Origin of the sequence: Sulfurimonas aquatica (genome assembly GCF_017357825.1) — a bacterium.
GTDB lineage: Bacteria > Campylobacterota > Campylobacteria > Campylobacterales > Sulfurimonadaceae > Sulfurimonas > Sulfurimonas aquatica.
The window spans coordinates 1,228,037-1,242,391 of record NZ_CP046072.1; the positions used below are offsets into that span (position 1 = coordinate 1,228,037).

16 protein-coding genes are annotated in these 14,355 nt (G+C 35.0%); 8 read left to right on the forward strand and 8 right to left on the reverse strand.

Annotation, left to right across the window (positions count from 1 at the left end):
* The first annotated feature begins 1 nt into the window (after position 1).
* A complete protein-coding gene (locus GJV85_RS05920; protein ID WP_207562942.1) occupies positions 2-1,105 on the forward strand; it encodes an NAD(P)/FAD-dependent oxidoreductase in 1,104 nt (367 codons plus the stop codon).
* Between the two features lie 8 nt (positions 1,106-1,113).
* A complete protein-coding gene (locus GJV85_RS05925; RefSeq protein WP_207562943.1) occupies positions 1,114-3,411 on the forward strand; it encodes a bifunctional diguanylate cyclase/phosphodiesterase in 2,298 nt (765 codons plus the stop codon).
* Positions 3,412-3,420: 9 nt separating this feature from the next.
* Here GJV85_RS05925 and GJV85_RS05930 read toward each other — a convergent pair whose 3' ends face one another.
* Positions 3,421-4,158, reverse strand: coding sequence for a hypothetical protein (locus GJV85_RS05930; protein WP_207562944.1), 738 nt, complete (start codon positions 4,156-4,158; stop codon positions 3,421-3,423).
* A gap of 99 nt (positions 4,159-4,257) precedes the next feature.
* On the opposite strand from GJV85_RS05930, the gene GJV85_RS05935 reads away from it, so the two are divergent.
* The 3 genes from GJV85_RS05935 to GJV85_RS05945 all read left to right on the forward strand — a co-directional run bounded on the left by GJV85_RS05935 (position 4,258) and on the right by GJV85_RS05945 (position 6,107).
* Positions 4,258-5,007, forward strand: a complete 750-nt coding sequence (locus GJV85_RS05935) for an alpha/beta fold hydrolase (RefSeq protein WP_242689848.1) — start codon at positions 4,258-4,260, stop codon at positions 5,005-5,007.
* 74 nt (positions 5,008-5,081) lie between these two features.
* The gene (locus GJV85_RS05940; protein ID WP_242689867.1) at positions 5,082-5,759 is read left to right on the forward strand and encodes an ElyC/SanA/YdcF family protein; all 678 of its coding nucleotides are present in this window, start codon (positions 5,082-5,084) and stop codon (positions 5,757-5,759) included.
* Positions 5,760-6,107 (forward strand): VanZ family protein, encoded by a 348-nt coding sequence (locus tag GJV85_RS05945; RefSeq protein WP_207562946.1) that lies wholly within the window; start codon positions 5,760-5,762, stop codon positions 6,105-6,107. It begins immediately after the preceding gene.
* Here the strand turns inward: GJV85_RS05945 and GJV85_RS05950 are convergent, their stop codons facing one another.
* Positions 6,108-6,476: an ArsR/SmtB family transcription factor gene (locus GJV85_RS05950; protein ID WP_207562947.1), complete on the reverse strand. Its 369-nt coding sequence runs from the start codon at positions 6,474-6,476 to the stop codon at positions 6,108-6,110.
* 137 nt (positions 6,477-6,613) lie between these two features.
* Between GJV85_RS05950 and GJV85_RS05955 the strand changes: the two genes are divergently transcribed.
* Genes GJV85_RS05955 through GJV85_RS05965 form a run of 3 tightly spaced genes read left to right on the forward strand, consistent with a single transcriptional unit; the run spans position 6,614 to position 9,449 of the window.
* Positions 6,614-7,084, forward strand: a complete 471-nt coding sequence (locus tag GJV85_RS05955; RefSeq protein WP_207562948.1) for a rhodanese-like domain-containing protein — start codon at positions 6,614-6,616, stop codon at positions 7,082-7,084.
* A 5-nt stretch (positions 7,085-7,089) separates the two neighbouring features.
* Positions 7,090-8,091: a mercuric transporter MerT family protein gene (locus GJV85_RS05960; protein ID WP_207562949.1), complete on the forward strand. Its 1,002-nt coding sequence runs from the start codon at positions 7,090-7,092 to the stop codon at positions 8,089-8,091.
* Complete coding sequence (locus GJV85_RS05965) at positions 8,091-9,449, forward strand: methyltransferase domain-containing protein (protein WP_207562950.1); 1,359 nt, start codon at positions 8,091-8,093, stop codon at positions 9,447-9,449. The genes GJV85_RS05960 and GJV85_RS05965 overlap by 1 nt, the downstream gene beginning before the upstream one ends.
* On the opposite strand, the gene truA is transcribed toward GJV85_RS05965, so the two are convergent.
* Genes truA through GJV85_RS05995 form a run of 6 tightly spaced genes read right to left on the reverse strand, consistent with a single transcriptional unit; the run spans position 9,446 to position 14,333 of the window.
* On the reverse strand, positions 9,446-10,156 hold the full coding sequence (gene truA, locus GJV85_RS05970) for a tRNA pseudouridine(38-40) synthase TruA (protein WP_207562951.1): 711 nt from the start codon (positions 10,154-10,156) through the stop codon (positions 9,446-9,448). The genes GJV85_RS05965 and truA overlap by 4 nt on opposite strands.
* Positions 10,156-11,175: an LptF/LptG family permease gene (locus tag GJV85_RS05975; protein WP_207562952.1), complete on the reverse strand. Its 1,020-nt coding sequence runs from the start codon at positions 11,173-11,175 to the stop codon at positions 10,156-10,158. The genes truA and GJV85_RS05975 overlap by 1 nt, the downstream gene beginning before the upstream one ends.
* Before the next feature lie 2 nt (positions 11,176-11,177).
* On the reverse strand, positions 11,178-11,993 hold the full coding sequence (locus tag GJV85_RS05980) for a prepilin peptidase (protein WP_207562953.1): 816 nt from the start codon (positions 11,991-11,993) through the stop codon (positions 11,178-11,180).
* Entirely contained in the window at positions 11,993-12,670 is a 678-nt protein-coding gene (locus GJV85_RS05985; protein ID WP_207562954.1) for a di-trans,poly-cis-decaprenylcistransferase, read from the reverse strand. The genes GJV85_RS05980 and GJV85_RS05985 overlap by 1 nt, the downstream gene beginning before the upstream one ends.
* A complete protein-coding gene (gene coaBC, locus GJV85_RS05990; protein WP_207562955.1) occupies positions 12,667-13,929 on the reverse strand; it encodes a bifunctional phosphopantothenoylcysteine decarboxylase/phosphopantothenate--cysteine ligase CoaBC in 1,263 nt (420 codons plus the stop codon). The genes GJV85_RS05985 and coaBC overlap by 4 nt, the downstream gene beginning before the upstream one ends.
* Positions 13,930-13,982: 53 nt before the next feature.
* Positions 13,983-14,333, reverse strand: a complete 351-nt coding sequence (locus tag GJV85_RS05995; protein WP_207562956.1) for a DsrE family protein — start codon at positions 14,331-14,333, stop codon at positions 13,983-13,985.
* Positions 14,334-14,355: the final 22 nt, after the last annotated feature.

A 14,355-nucleotide genomic window follows, 5' to 3' on the forward strand; every position in this document is an offset into this window, starting at 1 on the left:
AATGTATGACATAGCCATAGTAGGTGCGGGTATAAATGGGTGTAGTATGGCTTATGAACTTCATAAAGAGGGGAAAAAGGTAATCCTATTTGATATGGATGGCATAGCAAGTGGGGGAAGTGGTGCTGCTGGTGCATTTATATCTCCAAAGTTTTCCAAATCAGGAGAACTTAAAGAGATACTTGGCGAGGCTTTTACCTACTCAATGACCTTTTATGAAAAGAATTTTCCAGAGTGTTTTAAAAAATCTCCACTCCTTCATATAGCAAAAGATGAAGCCGAAGCTCAGACACTAAAAGAGTACAAAGAAAAAACCTCTCTAGAGTTGCTCTCTCTTAGTAGTGAGTTAAACGAAAGTGTGAGTATAAACGCAGGTATAGTAGATGCTAAATCTATGTGTGAAGCTATGGTCAAGGGTGTAAAGCTTGTAAAACAAAAAGTAGAGAGTCTCGTATATGATGATACTGTTTGGGTTATAAATGAATCCTATAGTGTAAAAGAGGTTGTTTTAGCTACTGGGGCATATGAGGGTGTTATAAAAGAGCCTTATTTAGAACTTCGTGGTGTTTGGGGACACCGTATCGACATTAAGACTACAACTAACAATCCTCACTCGATTCATCAGTTTGTCTCTATCTCTCCAAGTGAACATGGTGAGTTGGCAATAGGTGCTACGCATAACGTACACTACCATCCGCAAAAAAATGCAGATGCTTATGATATAAACTCGGGAAGAGAGGAGTTACTTGAGAAGGCTTCGCGGAGTATAGAGCTTGAAAATGTTGAGGTGATTAGGGATTATATGGGGCTTCGTTCTGGCTCATTTGATTATATGCCTCTTATTGGAAGAGTGGTACTCTCAAGTGAAACTCTTTTAAATAAAACTTTGAACTTTAAGGTGAAAAAAGCAGACTATAGCGAGTATGAGTACTATCCAAATCTCTACATGATAAATGGGAGTGGTGGATATGGATTTGTTCTTGCTCCATATTTGGCAAATATTTTAAAAAGTTATATTACTGGTAGTGACAAAATAAGCGATAGAGTAAGCCCTGCAAGGTTTTTTGCTAGATGGGCTAAAAAAAATGATAACATTCTGATATAATAACTGCTATGAAGATTAAAACAAATATATTTTACCTATTTTACATGGTTTTATCCCTCAGTGTTATTGTTTTCTTAATTTTACTGAATATGAAGTATAACTCTATTAAAGAGTCTTTGTATCTAGAAAAACAGAACGATACACAACGTATTGCAAATAACACTCATGTACAACTTCTACACTATGAATCTATACTAGCACTTCTTGGAGAACAACTCCTATACAAAAATACATACAAAAGATCTAAAATAAGTAAAAAAATATTTAAATCAGTACTGGATTTAAATACTGAAATAATGGGTTTTGCATTACTTGATATTAATGCTAACTATCTATCAGTCAGCGATAATTTAGATCTTAAAGATGTACCAAATATTCGCATAAAAGATGAAATAAGACTCTCCTTCTTAGAGACACTAGAATCAGAGCATATGGTTATTGGTCGAAGTTATTATCTTGAAAATGCAAAAAGCTGGGTGATCCCCATCCGTAAAGCTATCCGTAATGATAAGGGAAATGTAGTTGCTGTTATGGCAAGTGGTTTGAAAATACATGATGATAATACATTTTTAAGTAAGATAAATTTTTTAGACAATAGCTCTTTGCTTATAGCTAAAGACTTTGATAGTAATGATGATAGCTATAGTATATACGACAGTGCCATAAAAAATAAAGATCAAGATAAATACATTCGTTACAACACACCAATATCAAAAAGCATCTTTCAAAATATAGAGTATAAAAAACTAAAAGAAATTGAAAAAGATATATCGGCTCCCCATCTCTTAGAGTATGTTAATAATAAAAATCAAAGTATTTATGGGGCTATGTCGCATGATAAGAGATTTAAGATATTTATTATCACTCAAAACAATAGTGATATTATAAAAAATCAATTTATAAACTCTATATTAATCTATGCAGTACTTTTTGTTCTTAGTATACTTTTTTTATATACACTGACTAGATTTATTGAAAAATTAGATAAGAGTCAAAAGAGTGTATTAAAGTATCAAGCAACACATGATAATTTAACGACTCTACCTAATAGACAGCATATGTATAACAATTATAATACTTTTAAAAAAGAGGCTAAGGAGTTTGAACTTCTTTATGTAGATTTAGATAATTTTAAAAATATAAATGATCACTTTGGACATGATTTTGGTGATGAAATTTTAAAAGAGGTTGCCTCACGACTTAAAAAGAGTGTTTTTAAGGGAGATATGTTGATTCGTCATGGTGGTGACGAATTTATAATAATGAAAAAAACTCATATAAAAAATGACACTAATTATTATGAAAAAATTATTGAAGTTTTAGGAAAGACTTATACGGTCAACTCTATGGAGTTTATACTAGGTGCAAGTATAGGAGTCTCTAACTATCCAAAAGATTCTAAAAATTTGACTAAGCTTTTAAGTATGTCAGATATGGCTATGTACGAGGCTAAAAAGCAGAAAAATACTTTTTGTATCTACTCTGAAGATTTAAAAAACTCTCAAACTGAGTATCTAGAGATAGAGCATGAACTTCATAACGCATTAGCAAAAAATGAGATATATATGGTCTATCAACCACAGATAAATGCTGATGGAACACTTCATGGTGTTGAAGCACTTGTGAGATGGAATAATAAAAAGCTAGGCATGGTACATCCAGATAAATTTATACCTATTGCAGAAGAGAATGGCATGATAGTAGAACTTAGTCGTTTTATCATCTCTAAATCTGCAGAAGATATCTATGAAGTACAAAGACTTCTAGATATAGACTTTCAACTCTCTATAAATCTCTCTGTTAGACATCTTTTTAGTGAAAACTTTTTAGAAAATACATTAAAAGATATAAAAGTTTTTGATGGTGAGTATGGTCTGATTACTTTTGAGATTACTGAGAGGTTATTTATTAAAGATATAAACCATGTTTTACCCCTGCTAAATATCCTTAAAGAGAAGGGTTTTCAGATATCGCTTGATGATTTTGGAACAGGTTACTCATCTTTAGGAATTTTAAGAACCCTTCCAATCAATGAGATTAAAATAGATAAAAGTTTTGTTGATGAGATGATACACGAACACGATGCAAGAGTGCTCTCTAAGTCGATCATCAAAATTGGACAAGATTTATCTATGAAAATACTTGCTGAAGGTGTTGAAACTGCAGAACAGCTTGAACTTTTAAAGTTCCAAAACTGTGAAATATTTCAAGGCTACTATTTCTCTAAACCTTTGGATCATATGTCGCTTATAGCATTTCTACAAAAGGGAATCTCTAGTGCCATACCTTTTTATAGGTTTGGCTAAAAGAGAGGGTTAGATTATTTTCATAACCTTGTGAGGTGTAACACTAAATACCTCTTTAAAGCCATTTGCACGTTTTGCTTTTGCTTTACCTGTCGCTTCAGGTAGTAAAAAATAAGCCATATCTAGTGCTTCGTCCGCATCGTAGTTGTTGTCATGCATGAAGAGTATCTGTTTATCTAACTTTTGCACTTGAGCAGAGAGAGCTCTTGTATATGCGATGATTGCTTTATGGTGTCTATCATACTTATGACCCATCCCAAAAAAGACAAACTTTCCACTTAGGCGAATATTTGGAATATCTATATAGTTGAGTGTTTTGTCATAACGAGTTAGTTGTGTAGAGTTTAACTTGTCTAAGTCGGCGTCAAACTCTTCGATAATAGGAGTAGGAGCGATATCTGCTCTGTTATATGAAAATAGATAACGAATCTCTATTAGCTTACCTGGGTATACATTTTTAAGTCCTGCGTTTATTACGTAACTCATTGGATTTTCATTTAGTGTGACAAATTCGTCATACTGATCAAACCCCTCTTCTTGTAAAAATCTACTAAGCTTATATCCTACAGGACTAAGTTCAGGATTATATAAAAAAATAGTTCCAGCTACTGTTTTTCTCTTTTTCTTTAACATATTTTCTAAACTTTTAGTATCTATAATGTCATCTTCACCATCATTTAAATAGATATAGTGCTCACTAATATAGTCCATATCAAAGTTTGTAGAAAATTTTCCAAATATTTGCATTTTTATTCCTATGATTGAAAGCTCTAGAGCTTCAAATATTGATGGAAGTATACTATAATTCGCACTATGATATATATAGCATTCTTATTCTTCACTTTTATGATTTTACTTTTTGTCTTTTATCAGTGGCAGTTTTATGTAGTTTTTTCACCAACGCACCACCGTGAAAATGAGTTAGGCAATGGGTGCCAACTTTTAAGTATGAAAACAGATGATGGAGTAGAGCTAGAAGGTGCAATATACGAAGCGCAAGACGCTACAAATACACTTTTGGTTTTTGTGGGGCGTTCACATGATGGCGTTGGGCTCATAAACAAACTCGCACTGACTTATCCAAAAAGTAGAATCATAGTTTTTAACTATAGATCCTATGGAAAGAGTAAGGGTGTCTTAAATGAGAGAAATATCTTAAGCGATGGAGTTAAGATAGCCCAGCTTGTGGAGAAAAACTATGGTGAATATTATATCTTGGGTTTTTCCATAGGCTCAAGTGTAGCAGCTTATGTGGCTACAAAACTCAAGTGCAAGGGACTATTTTTAGTTGGAGCTTTTGATTCTATATCTGGCTTGGCAAAAGAGAAGTACCTCTCTCATAAAAGCTTTAAAAGAGTAGATATATCAAAACTTTTAAGATATAAGTTTCATACAAAAGAGTTTGTCAAAAGCATTGAAGTAGATACCTACCTTTTTGTGAGTAAGAGTGATGAGATTACATACTTAAACAACTCTAGAGAGCTCAAGCAACATGTTAAAAATCTGAAATACTATAGTGAACTTGAAAACTTAACACACAAAGAGTTGTTATGGGATAGTGGCGTTGTAGATATTATAAAAGAGGTGATTGAGTGATGGAGTTAGGATTTTTACTTAAGAAGTTCATATCTTTTTTTATTGAACCATTTGGGATTGTACTGTTAGCATTAATGATAGGCTTATTTTTTTTATACAAAAATAATACTAGGTTTTCAAAAATATTCTTTTCATTAGGTGTTATACTCTTAATACTTTTTTCTTATCAACCATTTTCAAATACCTTGTTAATAAGTCTAGAATCCAAGTATAAAAAATATTCTTATAATGAGAATATCAAATATATCCATGTCTTAGGCAATGGACACACTATTGATAGCGAACAACCAATCTCTTCACAGTTAAGTGATGGAAGTGTAAAAAGAGTCCTAGAAGGTGTGATAATGTATAAAAATATACCAGGTTCCAAATTAATATTTACCGGCTACAAAGGCGATACAAATACTTCAAACGCTCAAATGAATGCTAACTTAGCATATGCTCTTGGTGTCACAAAGAGTGATGTGATAATAGGAAACAATCCAGTGGATACTGAAGAAGAAGCCCTCTTTACTCAGAAGATAGTAGGTAATAAGCCTTTTGCTTTAGTTACGTCAGCAACTCATATGCCTCGGGCTATGACGCTTTTTAAGAGTTATGGGATGAATCCCATTGCGGCACCTACTAACTTTTATAAAGAAGAAGTAAATTGGCTAAGAGAGCCAGATATTCATTCATTCAAAAACTCAAAATTAGCATTGCATGAATTTTATGGAATACTTTTTATGAAAATTAAAAGTATATTTTCTTAGATGCAGCAGTTCTTTAAAGTAGCGCTATTTATATGTTTAATCGCCATTGAGTATTTAGCTACAACTACAGTTCATATAGAAGTAGTTGAGAATTTGTGGGATAAGGCAAATCACTTTATTGCTTTTTTTACTCTGTATATATTGCTTACATTAGCATATAAAAATTTATCATTAATAATAAAAGTCTTTTATCTTTTACTATTTGGCGTTCAGATAGAAATAGTTCAGTATTTTATACCTGAAAGGTATTTTTCATTTTTGGATGTAGTAGCGGACTCTATTGGTATCTTGATAGGAGTAATGGTGATGTTGTTTTATAAGAAAGTATTTTCTAAAATAAATGAATAATTACTTAGTGTTATCATACTGATATACAACCCCATCTTCATACTCTTTGACGATTACGTCAAAACATCCAGCTATCTCTTTCATTGTTTTTATATTTGGCTCGATATATATTCTATTTTTACTTTTAGTCATAGTTATTATGTTGGCGTCTTTGAGTTCTTTTAGATGACGTGAAATAGTAGGCAGGGCGAAGTCAAAATGCTCCGCTATGGTTGTAACGCAAGTAGCCTGAGCGATGATATCGTCTTTTGGTTGACTCTCATCAATCGAGCATGCGTATCCACCTGTGAAAATGTTTTTAAATATCTTAAATCTTGTTTCATTTCCAAGAGCTTTGAAAATTTTTATCTTATCTTCCATATCTAACATATATAACCTTCAGCTTGCATTTTTAGAATTATATCTAAAAACTTATTTAGCAATTTAAACAATTAACTTTACATTAAGTTTACTCCTAATATACTTCCCAAAGCAATTTAGCATATTAGCTAAATAGAAGGAATGTAATGAAATTGAAAATACTTAGAATCATAACCATATTAACATTGAGCGCAGTTAGTTATCTTAATGCAGGTTTTGCAAATACGGACAAACTTTTAGAAGAAGCTAAAAAGGAAGCTGGAGAAATCACACCTAGTGTATTAAAGTCGATGATAGATAAAGAAGTACCTGTAATTATTCTTGATATAAGAGAGAGTGAGCAAAGGTCTGAAGGGGAAATATACTCTGATGAAAGTTACAGTATTACTCGTGGAAACCTAGAGTTTGAAATAGGAAACAAAATAAAAAACAAAGATAGCGTCATAGTTACTTATTGTAGAGGTGGTAGTCGTGGAGCGCTTGCTGCACAAACACTGAGACGATTGGGATATAAAAACGCTACAAACCTTAAAGGCGGACTTAAAGCTTGGGCAAAAGCAGGGTATCCAGTAGAAACAGGCTTAGGCAGTGTGACTATAAAAAGTATTGAGGAGTAAAGTAGATGGAAAATAGGAATGTTTTATCAGTAATTGTAGCTACGTTAGCTGCCTCACTATGTTGTGTAACGCCAGTTTTAGCAGTTCTTGCAGGCTCATCCACTTTTGCATCAAGTTTTTCATGCTTAGAGCCTTATCATAACTATTTAGTGGCGTTTACAATACTAGTACTTATATATGCATGGTATGACAAACTAAAACCTTCTAAAGATATAGATTGTGCTTGTGATGAAAAAAGTGGGTTTTTCTCAAGTAAACTATTTTTAGCGATTGTTACTGTTTTTTCAGCTCTTATGCTTACGTTTCCTTTGTGGGGTTATGACTTAGCCAAAGGAAATAATACAGAGTTAAATCAAAAAATAGATGAAGTTGCTTGTGATACATGTACAGATACAGATGAGAATAAAACTGTTACAAAAGTGGACGTACCATCACTTCCAAATGCAGAGAATAAACCAGCATGCAATACGGGCTCGTGTCCTACACAAAGAGAAAACAAAACAGCTAATGCAACAGTAACATCAGATTTACCAGTACTTCACTATATGGATGATGAGAAAAACAATCCAACTGAGTGTGGACAAGTAGCTTGTAGTGGAACGGGATATAAAGAACTTGATGATTTAATGGCCCAAGCTCGTCGTGAAATAGAGGAGATGTCACCCGCGGTACTTAAAAAAATGATAGACGATGAAGTTGAATTCACGCTTTTAGATGTTCGACCTGCTATACAAAGGGCAGAAGGGGAGATTTATGCTGACTCTATGCTCGCTATTCCTCGCACTAACTTAGAATTTGAGGTATTAAATATACTCAAAGATAAAGGGGCAACTATTGTCGTATATAGTCGTATGGGAGCAAGAAGTTTATTTGCAGCTCAGTCACTGAAAAAACTTGGTTATACAAATGTTTATAATCTCTCAGCGGGTCTCAAAGGTTGGGTAAGAGCTGGGTATCCATATGATAATGGTCTTGGAACTGTTTTAAAAGTGGTGGATGCGCAGTAATGGCTGATAATAAGCAAATAATTGAACTCTATACTGACTTAGCTCAAAACCCAAACAAAGATTTTGGATGGGATAAAGGACTGAGCAACGCCAAAGCACATGGTTACAAGGATGAGTGGATAGAAAAGATTCCCGCTCAGGTTTGGGAGTTTTGCGCAGCGGTTGGAAACCCTTTTGAATCAGTTGAGATTAAAAAAGGCGATACTGTTTTAGATTTAGGGTGTGGAGCCGGAGTGGACATTTTAGTTGCGTCGATTTTAACTGGTGAGAGTGGAAAAGTCATTGGTGTAGACATTACTCCTAAGATGGTCGAAATAGCTCAAAAGCATGCCAGCTTAGCTGGCTGTAAAAATGTGACTGTTTTAGAGAGTAGTTTTGATAAAATCGATATAGAAGATGAGTCGGTCGACATCGTGATATCTAACGGTGCTATAAACCTGACTTCATGTAAAGAGTCCGTTTTTGCTGAAGTTTATCGCGTTTTAAAACCAAATGGAAAAATCTCTTTTGCGGATATGATAGATATAAGTGAACCAAGTAGCGAATGCTGTTCTATAGAACAGAATGCTTGTTGTGAAAGTGATGGCCAAGAAGATTGGGGGAACTGCGTTGCTGGAACTATGAGGGAGAGTGAACTCTTAGAGCTAATGCAAAAAGCTGGATTTAGAGACGTTGAGTGTCATGGACATACTCACTATACTACGGCAGAGACTACAAGAGGCGCTACGTTTACAGCGACGAAGATACCCTCAAGTGAACTCAGAGAGGCTCATTGGAATAATTTATTTCAAAATGTTGATTACACTCAGGTGTTTTGGCATCAAAACTCACCACGAAAATCTGTTGAGCTTATTAAAAAGTATGTAAAAGAGAATGCAAACATAGTTGACGTAGGTTGTGGTGCGTCCTATTTAGTAGATAGTTTACTAAGCGATGGATATGAAAAGATTACTTTAGTCGATACGGCAAAAAGTTCACTTGATATAGTAGACTCAAGAATAAAGAGTGATAAAGTAAAATATGTTTGTAGTGATATTTTAAACTTTAAAAGTGAACAAAAGTATGATCTTTGGCATGATAGAGCAGTATTTCATTTTTTACTTTCTAAAAAAGAGAGAGAACAATATTTTGAAGTATTAAAAAATTCACTTAACTCCAATGGCATAGCGATTATTAGCACCTTTAGAGTGGATGGTCCTATTCAGTGTGCAGGTCTTGACATAGTTCAATACGATGTAGAGAAAATGAACAAAGAGCTTCCTCGTGGACTAGAGATAGTTCAAAGTGAAGAGTTTACGCATATAACGCCAAAAGAGACGCAGCAAAAATATATCTATTTTGTCATTAAAAAGGTTTAGTATTTAATCTTTGCAAGATAGAGACCATTTGCGGGAGCTGGCTTTAGTTTATGATTTACTCTGCGCTCTAGCTTCTCTTTTATCTCTTCCATACTTAGGCTTAGTAGCGCTCCAACCATCATCCTGATTTGGCTTCTTAAAAACCCATTTGCTTCAAAATTTAGAATAATATAACCATTATGCTTATATGCAAAAGCTCTGTAGATAACTCGAGTGGTACTGCTAATGTCGCTTCCCGTTTTCATAAAGTAAGCAAAATCAAACTCTCCCACAAAGAGCTTAATATTTTTCTCCATCTCATTGAACTCCACACCCTTCAAAAACGTAACAAAGTCAGCTTCAAAGGGATTTGAATCTCCCTCTTTAATGATATATCTATAGACACGTTTTTTGGCACTATAACGTGCGTGAAATTCATCATCGACAAGCTTAGTAGCTCTAACGCGAATACTAGAGGGAAGCATCTCATTAAGTACTCTTTTAAGTCTTTTAATATCAGACCAAAAATCTGGAACGTCTATATGGCAGACTTGACCCGTTGCATGCACGCCTTTGTCCGTTCTTCCACTTGCCACGACTTTAAACTCTATGCCCATTTTTTTGAGCACTTTTTCAAGATTTCCAAGTATGGTATGGGGAGTTTCAGTCTGGGTTTGAGAGCCAAAAAAATGCGTACCGTTGTAGGCTAGAGTAAGTGCAACTCTCATTAGAACCTATTTACGATTGTTTTTCTATAGATGAAGTAGCTAAGAAGCGTCCATGAAATAGCGATAGTGGGAATTGTATAATAAACCAATATATCCTGAAGACCAAGGGTAAGTCCATAGTAAAGTATGATGGTTGCAAATATAAAAAGATAAACGCCAGATTTTTGATGTCTTGCATGCACTATGCCTATGGAAGCTACTAAAAAGAGGCTAATAATGGGAAAAAGGCTCAATAGAGTATCTGTAATAAACATATGGCGTTTACTATCCGCTCTATCATCTGAGAGCCAATAATCAAGAGGCGCTCTATAGGTTGTTAGACTTGTCTTCATGGTGTCATTTATAAGCATAGTGGTGAAGTTCATTTGAGTGAAACTCTCCGTAGAGTATCCATAGCCCTCGCCATCACTGAGTTTAAGTCTTAATATTCCTGAGTCATTTATAATCTCCGCCTTTTGAGCGGAAATCAAAATCTCCTCTTTTTTCTTTTTGTTAAAAAGAAATACTTGCGAGTAGGTGCCATCAAGATTTTTTTTACCTAGATATAAAAGCCAATCGCCAAAGCTATTTCCAAATTCACTAGCAGCAAGGTTGAACTTAGCTTCACTTTTTTTATAAGAGACAAAATTACTTGAGAGTACCGTAGCGTGAGGAAAAAGAATGAAAAAATCGATACTTAGTACAAGTGATAGTAAAATAGCCGGTCTTAAAAGAGTTTTTAGAATAAACGCAGGCTTAATTCCAAGTGAAAAGAGAACAACTATTTCATTGTCATTTGAGAGTTTAAAGAGTGTGAGCGTTGAGGCTATGAAAAAAGTAACGGGCAGAGTATAAAAAAGAATCTCTGGAAGAACAAAAAAGTAAAGTTTTGCCATCTCCCAGATACTTAGTTGAATGACTGCCGTATAAGTAGCAAGTTTTATCAAAAATATAACAGACGCTATGGTAAATAGCGGCATAAATATAGATAAAAATAGAGATGATAAATTTGATATTATATAGCTTCTAAGTCTATTCATCCTTAATAGTTTGCCTCGATATAGCTATATATTGGCGAATCAAAGATATAAACTATAAAAGTAGCAAGAGCTAAAAATGGCACGAAGGGAACGCGTTTATCTTCACTTGATCCTTTTTGAACCATTAGCATCACCGGAAGTGCTAAAAGGGCTGATAAAAAGATAGCGACAAGAGTGAGTTCGACTCCAAGAAGTGCTCCCATGGTTGCCGCCACCATTATGTCGCCTTCTCCCATAGCTTCGATAAGTGGCGTTCTATCAAAGTGTTTGTTCCATGGCGTTTTTGTTTTAAGACCCGCTCTATATACAGATGAAGTGAGGTAGTAAGACAGAGCAAAACGCAGGAGTGTAAAGCCACCAGCAAAAAGTAGAGCATTTTTGAAGTTTTCTACTACTCCGCCAAGACTCCAAGCTCCTAAAATTGCAAAGAAAATTGCAAGAAGATTAAGCGAATCAGGAACCATTTTATACTTAAAGTCTATCATTGAAAGAGCCAGTAGCGTTAAAAAACTAAACGCGACTAGTAAGCTAGGCAATGAGATGCCATACTTACTAGCTATGGTTAAAAATATTATGCCTGAGAGTAACTCTATAATAGGATATTGTATAGAAATAGGCGCGCTACAAAAAGAACACTTTCCTCTTAAAAATATCCAAGAAAATAGAGGGATATTGTGCCAAGGTTTTAAAGAACTTTTACATGAGTAGCAATGAGAAGGTACAAATACAACACTCTCTTCTTTTGGTATGCGAAGAATAACGACATTTAAAAATGAGCCAAACAAAAGACCAAATATAAGGGCAATAATTAGCTCCATTATTTTAATCCTCCAAATCTACGTTCCACTTTTGTAAATTTTTTTATGATTTTTTCAAGCTCTTTAATGTTAAAGTCTGGCCAAAGAGTGTCTGTAAAGAAAAGTTCAGCATAGGCTGATTGCCAAAGTAGATAGTTTGAGAGTCTGTGGTCGCCACCTGTTCGAATAAGTAGATCAACGCTCTCTTTGCAATCAAGCTGATTCGAGAGCATATCGTGAGTTATGTCACCATCACAGTTTTTAAGCGCGTTTACAGCACGGAGTATCTCATCTTGAGCGCCATAATTGAGCGCAAGCGACTGGACAAGTCCATCACAATGCGCAGTTTTTTCTTCTACCATTTTTATAGTCGCTTGAAGGCTCTTTGAAAATGCTCTCATATCGCCGATAGGCTCAAAGCGGACATTATTTTGCAGATAAACACTTAACTCGTTTTTGAGGTACGTGTTGAGTAGTTTCATTAGAAACTCAACTTCTAAACGTGGTCGTTTCCAGTTTTCCGTAGAAAAAGCGTAGAGCGTTAAACGCTCGATCTCAGGGGAGTTAGAACAGTAAGTAGTTATTCTCTTTACAACCTCGGCTCCCGCTTCATGACCTTTGACTCTCTTCTTGCCTTGAAGCTCGGCCCATCTTCCATTTCCATCCATAATTATGGCTATATGTTTTGCTTGATTCATGTCTGCTCTTGAAGTTTTTTTGCATTTTTAAGTATCTCAAACGCTATAGTGAGTTTGTCTGCTCTTGGTATTGAGGTAGTTTGACTAGCCGTTATAAAGTCAACGGCGTTAGAGTCAGTTCCAAAACTTGAAGAGTCTTTGAGAACGTTTAAACATACAGCATCAAGACGCTTTGTGTTTAGCATATTTGTCGCATTTTTCGTAGCGTTTAAAGCGTCCATCTCAGCCTTAAAACCAATAACGCTGATTCCTTCTTTATCAATACTATTTAAAATATCGATATTTTTCTTGAGAGGCAATTGCCATGCGTCTCCAAGTTTATCTTTTTTGAGTTTTCCACTCTCTACAGACTCGGGTACGTAGTCGCTTACTGCAGCCGCCATAAAAAGGTAGGGTTTCTTATGGATAGGTTTTACCGTGTCACTACAAGAAAGAGTCGCTTTAGAGATTATGATAGAGTCACTTAAGCACTCTAGCATCTCCTGCGTATCTTCAACGTCAAATGTATTTATCTCTAGTGGGAGGTTACTTTGAGGTTTAGTAGAGATAAGGCTTACTTCTGCGCCTTTTAAATAAAGCGCCGTTGCCATAGAAGCTGCCATCTTTCCACTTGAAAAGTTGGAGAGGTAACGCACGTCATCTATCTTTTCACGCGTACCTCCACCAGTAACCGTAACTCTTCGGCCAAGCCAAAAGCTATCTTTTAGAAGCTCACGCGCAGTAGCGTGAAATATACTCATATAATCTGCCATAGCGCCATTTCCTACTGTTTTACAAGCAAGTTCTTTTACTTGAGTATTTACAATAGTGTAGTTTGTATTTGTAAGTCTTTTAAGATTTTCTTGCGTTATAGGGTTTTCTAACATATTTGTATTTGCCGAGGGTGCGATAATCTTTATGCCACTAAACGCCAAGGTGGCTTGAAGAAGTATGTTGTCAGCAATGGCATTTGAAAGTTTTGCTATAGTATTTGCAGTGGCTGGAGCTATAACCAAAACATCAGCCCATTCAGATATTTTGATGTGATTGTGATCACTGACCCAAGACTCATTCGTATCATCTAAAACTCTGTTTGAAGTAAGCGTTTCAAACGTTAAAGGAGTTACAAATTTTTTCGCAGATTCACTCATTATAACACGGACATCGGCACCTGCTTTAACAAACTCACGTACAAGTTCAAGCGACTTATAGACTGCGATAGAGCCACTAAGCGCTAAAAGTATTTTTTTATTTTCTAATAAATTTGTCGGTATATTCATAATGTTTAATCTTTATATTTTTAGTAAGTATATTTTATCTAAAAATACTTAGATTAAAAGGTAATGACTTTCACATCATCACTTTGAAGCGCCTCGGTTAGCATTTCACCAGTGTGAATGAGTTCTATACCCATATTCTCAAGCTCTTTTGAAACCCTGTAATCATCGGTACAAACTACACAAGCGTTAAATTTTACACCCGTTGCTTGGACTACTTTTACTCTCTCTTGAAGATCAGAATTCTCAGCTAAAACCTGAGCAGAGGGACCCCATATCATTATAGTTGCCTCATCCCAGTATTTGCGCTGAAGCATAACAGATCCATAAAGTAAGATGAGTTTTTTTGCTACCTCTATCTCACCACTTGACCAGACTATTAAAAGTCTGTTTTTTTTCGAACTCATATGACTATTCCTTAATCAATTT